Origin of the sequence: Xanthomonas sp. SHU 199 (genome assembly GCF_000364665.1) — a bacterium.
GTDB lineage: Bacteria > Pseudomonadota > Gammaproteobacteria > Xanthomonadales > Xanthomonadaceae > Xanthomonas_A > Xanthomonas_A sontii.
The window spans coordinates 1-6,383 of record NZ_AQOI01000187.1 but is presented as its reverse complement, the minus strand read 5'-3'; the positions used below and the strand labels follow the sequence as shown (position 1 = coordinate 6,383).

Here is a 6,383-nt window from a genome sequence, read left to right as displayed (position 1 = left end):
TCGCCCCGCCGCATCGGCTCGGCGCCGGGACGCTTGCTGATCAGGTTGACCAGGCCGCCCGGCAGCACCTGTCCGTACAGCAGCGAAGCCGGGCCCTTCAGCACCTCCACCTGCTGCACGCCGAACAGTTGCTCGGCCACGCGGTTGCTGTCGGCGGTGCGCAGGCCGTCGACGAACAGCGCGTCGGAGGCGGTCTGGCCGCGGATGATCAGGTCGTCCCAGCCGCGCCGGCCATAGGTGTTGGCGACGACCCCGGAGACGTTGTGCAGGGCATCGGACAGGGTGCGCGCCTGCTGGCTGTCCAGCAGCGCGCGCGGCACCACGGTGATCGAGAACGGCGTCTGCGCCAGCGGCGCATCCGACTTGTCGGCCTGCACCGGTCCGGTGGCGCGGAAGCCGCTCTGCACATCGGCGCGCACCTGCACCGTGGGCAGGGCGGTCGCCTGTGCGGCATCGGCGCCGCTGTCGGCGTCCGAGGCGGTGTCGGCACTGGCGGCGTGCGCAGGCAGGGACAGCGCCATGCCCAGCAGGCAGGCGCACGAAAGGGGATGCAGTGTCATCGAGACCGTGGGGCGAAAGTTCTAATCGAGAATGATTATATTTCGCGAAACGGGCGTTGGGAATGCCCTGTGTCACCGCGGTCGGTCAACGCCGGCTGCGTCGGGTCGGTGCGGTTTGACTGGGGCTGGCATCGCGGTGGCGTTGCGCCCTTGCGGCGATCGCGGGCTTGAGCGAATACGACGTCGCACGCGCGGATCACGACCGACTGTGCGCGTGTTGCGCACGAGTCGCGCCCGCGCGTGATGTCGGATCGGCGGGCGCGCCGTCTATCGCAGACGGCGCGCGTGAGATGCGTGTGCGGCCGACTCAGCCGGCGACGCGGAACACGCCGGGCTGGCCGCCGGGCGGCGTGCCTTCGAACTGGATCAGCGAGGCGACCAGTTCGGCATGCAGGCGGATGCGGCCCATCTCGCGCATGATCCGGATGTCCTCGTGGCGCAGTTCGCGGTTGGCCACCACCTCGCGCTTGTAGGCGAGGATCTCCGGGTACTTGCGCGCCATGTTCAGCGCGTCGGCCACGCATTCCACGGTATCGGCATCGGCCGACAGCGGTTCGCGGCTGTTGAACGCGGTGAGCCAGCGCTCGAAGCCGGCGGTGCGGTCGAACATGTTGGCGATGAACCAGATCACGAACAGGATCGCCACCCACGAGGTGACCACGATGACGATGCGCGAGAACGTCAGGTGGTAGTCGTGCTGCCACAACTGCGCGGTGATCACGCCGAGCAGGATCAGCGAGATCGCCTGCCAGCCGATGATCGACGCCACCAGCCACTGCTGCTTGGCCTTGGCCAGCAACGCGACCTCTTCGCGGATCTGCGCCTCGCTCTTGTGCTGCCAGTGCGCGACCTGCTCGGGAAACGAGCGCTGGTGCAGCGCGTTGTCCTCGAGCAGCAATCCCAAGCCTTTGAACAGAGCGAGCATGACGGGCTCCTTGCAGATGCGGTGACGGACGCGGAACGTCGGTTGGCGATCTTGAGGCAGCTTCTTTCTAGCACAGCGGCCGCAAAGTGCATGCTGCGGTCGCACATGCGGCGCGGCCGCGGCGCGCCATACGCCATCGCACGGCGCTCGCGCCGCTTTCGCTACCATCGGCGCATGCCCCCGCTGCTACGCACCCTCGCCGCTCCGGCCACCGCGCAGATCCGCCGCTGGGTGCTGGGCGCTTTCCCGCGCGAGCGCGACGCCATCGACTACGACCAGCCGCTCGGCGATGTGGGCCTGTTCGGTCCGGACAGCGTCACCTGGCGCATCCATGCCGAGTTTCCCGGGATGCTGGCCGGCGGGCTGTGTGCGCTGCTGCTGCAGACCCTGCACCCGCTGGCGCTGGCCGGGGTCTACGACCATTCCAACTTCCGCGAGGACCTGGTCGGGCGCCTGCGCCGCACCACCCAGTTCGTCGCCGCCACCAGCTACGCGCCCACCGACGCGGCGCAGCGCCAGATCGCCCGTGTGCGTGCGATCCACACGCGGGTGCGCGGCCACACGCCCGACGGGCGTGCCTACGCCGCCGACGATCCGGCGCTGCTGACCTGGGTCCACGTGACCGAGGCCTACGGCTTCCTGCAGGGCTACCGCCGCTACTGCCGCGCGGTGCCGGCGGCGATCGCCGACCGCTATTACGACGAAGGCCGTCGCGTCGCCGAAGCGCTGGGCGCGCGCGACGTCCCGGCCAGCGAGGCGGCGGTGCTGGACTATTTCGCGCGGCAGCGGCCGCTGCTGCGGGTGGATGCGCGCTCGCGCGAGGTGCTGGCGGTGCTGTCCGGGCTGCGTCTGCCGGTGCCGGCGCCGGGGCTGTCGCGCGAACTGTTCCTGGGCGCCGGCGCGGCCTTGTTGCCGCCATGGGCCGGCGCCCTGCTGCGGCAGGCACGGCTGCAGCGCACCGGCCCGACGGTGCCGGCCTGGTTGCTGCAGCAGGTGGCGCCGCTGTTCCGGGTGGCACTGCACGATGGCATCGCCGCGCGGGCGTGCCGACGGGTGGGGCTGACGACACAGGCACTGGCGCAGTGGCCGCAGCGGACTGAATGATTTATCCGCATCGCTGAACGCAGCATCGCGTCACGGGCGGTCAAGATCGCCGGTCCCAGGCCGCTGTATCCAGCATCTACGCCGCACTCCCGACCCTCGATGCCGCCGAACCCGCTCGCCGACAGGAAGCGTGACCGTCGCTTTCGGCACAGCCTGCGGCGCGTCACGCGCGCGCCGTTGCGGGCGATCGCGACCTGGGGCCTGGCGCTGGCGGTGCTGCTGGCCGCCGGCCTGGTGCTGGTGCTGGCGCAGGACCGCCACAACCGCCTGGCCGCGGCGCAGCGGCAGAGCCTGGCCCTGGCCACCGGCAGCGACCGCCTGCTGCAGTTGCAACTGGACAATCTCGGCCAGGCGCTGCATGGCGAGGCTCTGAGCGCGCAGGCGCTGCTGGCGGAGACGCCGGCGCGGGCGCCCGAACTGATCGCCGCCTCGCTGCACGGCCTGCAGGCGCGGCACCCGGAACTGCGCGACGTGGCCCTGCTGGATGTGCAGGGCCAACGCCGCTTCGGCGGCACGGGCGATCCGCAACTGCGCGCATGGATGCCGCGCGCGCGCTGCGGCGACCGGGTCTGCGTGAGTCCGCCAGTGCGCCTGGCCGATGGCGAGGCGGTGGTGCGCGTGGCGGTCCCGTGGGGCACCGATGGCTGGGTCGAGGCGCAATGGCGGGTGGCCGCGTTGCAACGCATCGTGCAGGGCACCGACAGCGGGCGCGACGGCATCGTCGCGCTGACCGACGCGCAGGGCGTGCTGCTGGCCGCCAGCCGTCCGCTCGCGGCCGGCCAGCCACGCCTGCCGATCGCGCTGGCGCAGCCGATGCCGCACGGCGGCGCCCTGGGGGTACGCCGCGATGTCTTCGACGGGACACCGCGGATCCTGGCGCTGAGCGGCGGCGGTGCGTATCCGTTGCTGGCGGTGGCTGGCGTCGGGCTGCGCGAGACGCTGTCCGGCTGGTGGTGGTTCGCCGCGGCGGCGGCGCTGGTGTACGTGCTGTACCTGCTCGGCCTGGCCTATCTGCTGGTCAGCCTGCGCCGTGCCGAGCGTCGCCAGCGCCACCTGCTGCAGCGCCTGCGCCGCGGAGACGAGGATCTGCGCCTGGCGCACGGCATGGGCGGCATCGGCACCTGGCGCGTCGACATCGCGCAGCGCGTGCTGCGCCTGTCCGAACCGACCGGCGCGATGTTCGGCCTGCAGCGCATGCAACTGTCCATCGAGGCGTTCCTGGCGCGGATCCACGACGAGGATCGCGCACGGGTGACGCAGCTGTACGAGGACGCTGCGCAAGGGCGCGCGGACTACAACACCGTCTATCGCATGCACCTGCCCGATGGACGCCTGCGCTGGCTGGCCGCACGCGGCGCGCTGGTGCACACCCGCGAGGGCGTGTGCATGACCGGCGCGGTGCAGGATGTCAGCGACCGGGTGGCGGCACACGCGCGCCTGCTCGATGCCGAGCGCCAGTTCCGCCTGGTGTTCGATCGCAATCCGTTGCCGTACTGGGTGTTCTCCGTGGACAGCCTGCGCTTCCTGGAAGTGAACCAGGCCGCGGTGCGCCAGTACGGCTACAGCCGCGAGGAGTTCCTGGCGATGGACCTGCGCGATCTGCGCCCGTCGGAGGATGCCGAGCGCTTGCTGCAGGACGTGCGCAAACCGCGCGAGGGCTTCGACGCGCCGAGCGTGTGGACGCATCGGCGCAAGGACGGCAGCCTGCTGTCGGTGTGCATCCACAGCGCCGACCTGGAGTTCGGCGGCGTGCCGGCGCGGCTGATCCTGGCCGAGGACGTCACCGAGCGCCTGGCCCACGAACGCGAACTGGCCTATCTCGCACGCCACGAATTCAGCACCGGCCTGCTCAAGCCGCGGGCGCTGGCCGAAGCCCTGCGCGCGCAGCGTGGCGGCTACGCCATCGCCTACGTGCAGGTGCGTGGCCTGGCCCTGATCGGCGACACCCTCGGCCGCGTCGTCGGCGATGCAGTGCGTTGCGCAGTGGCCGAGCGCATCCGCGCGCTCGGCGAGCGCTTCGGGCTGAGCGCGCACCAGCCGGCGCAGGACTTCGTGCTGGCGATCCTGGACCCGCAGGCCCTGCCGCTGGCCTTGCAGGCGCTGCAGGAGGCGCTGTACGCACCGGTGCAGGGCGGCGAATTCGCTCAGCAGCTGCAGGCGCACATCGGCGTGGCGCTGTGTCCGGACGATGCCGCCGATGCCGACGAGGCGATCGGCAGCGCCGCGCAGGCCGCGCATGCGGCGCAGGCAGAGGGCCGCAGCCTGGTGCGCTTCGACCGCGCCATGGCCGCGCGCACCGGCGAACGCCTGCGCCTGGCCGGGCGCATCCAGCAGGCGATCGAGCGCCAAGAGTTCGAGCTGTATTTCCAGCCGATCATGGACGCCGTCAGCGGCGCGCCGCGCGAACTGGAAGCCCTGATCCGCTGGCCGCAGGCCGATGGCGGTTTCATCGCGCCGGATGCGTTCATCCAGTTGTGCGAGGACACCGGGCTGATCCTGCCGCTGGGGCGCTGGGTGACGCGCGCGGCGGCGCGGGCGCGTCGCGCCCTGGTCGAGCACGGATGGCCGGACCTGCCGGTGGCGGTGAACGTGTCGGCGTTGCAGTTCTTCGATGGCGATCTGGTCGCCGACCTGGTGCAGGCCTGCGCCGAGGCCGGGCTGGCCGCCAACGGCCTGCAATTGGAGCTGACCGAGAGCAGCCTGATGCGGCAGCCGCAGCAGGCCGGCGATGTGCTGCGGCAACTGCGCGCGCTGGGCGTGCGCGTGGCCCTGGACGATGTCGGCACCGGCTTCTCCAGCATGGCGTATCTGCGCGACCTGCCGCTGGACACGCTGAAGATCGATCGCAGCTTCGTCGCCGAGGTGGACCGCGATCCACGCAACGCCTCGATCTGCCAGGCGCTGCTGACCCTGGGGCATTGCCTGGGGCTGGACGTGGTCGCCGAGGGCGTGGAAACCGAGGCGCAGCTGCGCTGGTTGCGCACGCACGGCTGCGGCGGCGTGCAGGGCTATCTGCTCGGGCGTCCGGCCCCGTTGGCGGATGTGCTGCAGCGGTTCGGCGCGGTCACAGCATGAGTTCCACGTCGTGGCCGCTGCCCGGTGCCGGCAGCGGCTCGCCGTCCCAGTAACGCCGCAGCGGTTCGCGCACCAGGTCCAGCGCGGTGGAGGCACCGCGCGCGCCCGGATAGCGCTGCAGGTTGCGCGACTGCAGCGCGAGCATGCGTCGGTCCTGTTCGCCGACCCGGCGCAGCAGCGGCCACACCAGCAGCCGCACCGCCCACGCCGGCGCCCACCGCCCCTCCACGTGCAGGCTGGCGAAGACGTCGGTGCTGCGCGCGTCGAGCGGGGTGAAGTGGAGGCTGATCCGCACGCGGCCGCCGCGCGCGTAGCGGTACTCGATCTGCGCGCTGCCGGGGCCGGCGAAATGCGCGCGTTCCAGGATGCGCGGCGATTCGAACAACCGGTACAGCCAGCCGCTCTGCGCCGCGGCGCCGCGGTAGTCGACGTGGAAGCCTTCGTCGGTGTGGCGCAGCTCGGCGCGCATGGCGGTGCGCGCGCCGCCGCGCCGCACCAGTCCCGGATGCAGAAGATGGGTGTGCAGCGGGTCCAGGAAGTTCTCCAGCGCATCGACCACGTGCGCCTCCCAGCGCGTGCGCCACAGGAAGCGCCGCGCCGACGGCTGCAGCGCCTGCACCAGGTGCGAGGGCGCGTCCGCGCCTTGCGGGTCGGGACGCAGCCAGATCAGGCCGTCGTGTTCGCGCGCGGCGAAGGCGCGGACCCGCACCGCCGGCGGC

General features: G+C 71.9%; 5 protein-coding genes. 2 read left to right on the top strand and 3 right to left on the bottom strand.

Features of this window, described 5'->3' with window-relative positions; all coding sequences use genetic code 11:
- On the bottom strand, positions 1 to 560 hold a 560-nt coding region (locus tag D183_RS0107820; protein ID WP_157835190.1), incomplete at its 3' end, for a TonB-dependent receptor plug domain-containing protein.
- Positions 561 to 867: 307 nt separating this feature from the next.
- Entirely contained in the window at positions 868 to 1,485 is a 618-nt protein-coding gene (locus D183_RS0107815) for a hypothetical protein (RefSeq protein WP_026143828.1), read from the bottom strand.
- Positions 1,486 to 1,659: 174 nt separating this feature from the next.
- Here D183_RS0107815 and D183_RS0107810 point away from each other — a divergent pair, with 174 nt between their 5' ends.
- Together D183_RS0107810 and D183_RS0107805 are read left to right on the top strand one after the other, a co-directional pair.
- Positions 1,660 to 2,589 (top strand): oxygenase MpaB family protein, encoded by a 930-nt coding sequence (locus D183_RS0107810; protein ID WP_026144290.1) that lies wholly within the window; start codon positions 1,660 to 1,662, stop codon positions 2,587 to 2,589.
- Positions 2,590 to 2,766: 177 nt separating this feature from the next.
- Positions 2,767 to 5,664 (top strand): bifunctional diguanylate cyclase/phosphodiesterase, encoded by a 2,898-nt coding sequence (locus D183_RS0107805; protein WP_017908511.1) that lies wholly within the window; start codon positions 2,767 to 2,769, stop codon positions 5,662 to 5,664.
- On the opposite strand, the gene D183_RS0107800 is transcribed toward D183_RS0107805, so the two are convergent.
- The coding region (locus tag D183_RS0107800) for a hypothetical protein (protein ID WP_017908510.1) at positions 5,654 to 6,383 on the bottom strand (730 nt) is incomplete at its 5' end. The genes D183_RS0107805 and D183_RS0107800 overlap by 11 nt on opposite strands.